The following is a 1,248-nucleotide window of genomic DNA, read 5'->3' as shown; positions in this document are numbered from 1 at the left end:
GGCCTATGAGCAGGACCCGACGGCGGTGCGGCGCTGGCTGCGGCGGGAGTACCCGGCGATCGCGGCGCGAGCCAAGGCAGAGGGTGGCGTGATCTTCTGGGGCGACGAGAGCGGCTTGCGCTCGGACGACGTGCGCGGCCGCAGCTATGCCCCGCGGGGCGAGACCCCGGTGGTCCGCCCCAACCACCGGCGGGCCAATGTCGGCCTGGTCTCGGCGGTGACCAACCGGGGCGAGGTGCGCTGGATGGTCCTCGACGGCGCGATCAAGGCACCCACCCTGATCCGCTTCCTCGAGCGCCTGGTGCGCGACGCCGGGCGCAAGGTGTTCCTCATCCTCGACCGCTTGCAGGTGCACCGGGCACGGCTGGTCCGCGACTGGCTGGCGGGGCGCGAGGATCAGATCGGAGACTATGCAAAGCCGTGGGGGGCATGGTTCCCGGGCCGTCGATCCGGTACGCTCCTGACCTGCAGCGCCGCGGTGAGCCGCTTCACCTTCTCCAGCCGGAGCCGAGGTCAGCCAACCCGACCGCCTCCCCACGCTCGATCCGGCCACCTCGGTCTTTGTTGCCACTCCGGGTTCCAGCTCCGCGACCAGCTTCACCCGCCACACCAGCTTTGGCACCGGCGTCGCTCCTTCGCCCCATACCCGAGGAACTTACCAAATAGGCGGCCGCCCGGCCCTCCCCCACAGCTTTGCATGCTCTCGCTGCCGGCGGGCAGGGTCGATGGGGGCGTCCTGCATCGGTGCGATCCTCGATTGCGGTCAGGCGACACTGCCTGAGCCGCCGGACATCCGCTTGGAGACGACCTGGAGGTCTCCTTCAGGTGGGCTTGATGTCCGCGGCAGGCCGCTTGCGCTACGATCTCAGGAGAATCAACAGGGCGCGCCGTGCGCTACCTTTTCGGCAACTGCATGCTCGATACCGCCCGGCGCGAACTGCGCCGGGACAACGGCTTCGTTGCGGTCGAGCCGCAGGTCTTCGACCTTCTGGAATTCCTCATCCGGACACGCGACCGGGTGGTCAGCCGCGACGATCTCCTGGCTGCGGTCTGGCGTGGCCGCATTGTCTCGGAGGCGACGCTGAGCAGCCGGGTGAACGCAGCCCGCAGTGCCATCGGCGACAGCGGCGCGAACCAGCGGCTGATTCGGACCCTGCCGCGCAAAGGCGTTCGGTTCGTGGGGGCGGTCCAGGAGATCGGCACTGCGGCACAGGACGCGCCGGCTTCCGGCATCGCTGCACCGACGGA

Annotated in this window: 2 protein-coding genes; both read left to right on the top strand. The window is 69.6% G+C overall.

Annotated elements, in window-relative coordinates; all coding sequences use genetic code 11:
- The coding region (locus Q7A36_RS39945) for a transposase (RefSeq protein ID WP_305109349.1) at nucleotides 1–781 on the top strand (781 nt) is incomplete at its 5' end.
- A 108-nt stretch (nucleotides 782–889) separates the two neighbouring features.
- Nucleotides 890–1,248, top strand: a 359-nt coding sequence (locus Q7A36_RS39940) for a winged helix-turn-helix domain-containing protein (RefSeq protein ID WP_305109348.1), incomplete at its 3' end; no start/stop codon positions are given.

This window comes from Paracraurococcus lichenis, assembly GCF_030657435.1.
GTDB classification, from domain to species: Bacteria; Pseudomonadota; Alphaproteobacteria; order Acetobacterales; family Acetobacteraceae; genus Paracraurococcus; species Paracraurococcus lichenis.
Note: the sequence above shows the minus strand (reverse complement) of the source record. Positions and strands in the feature narration are given on the sequence as shown.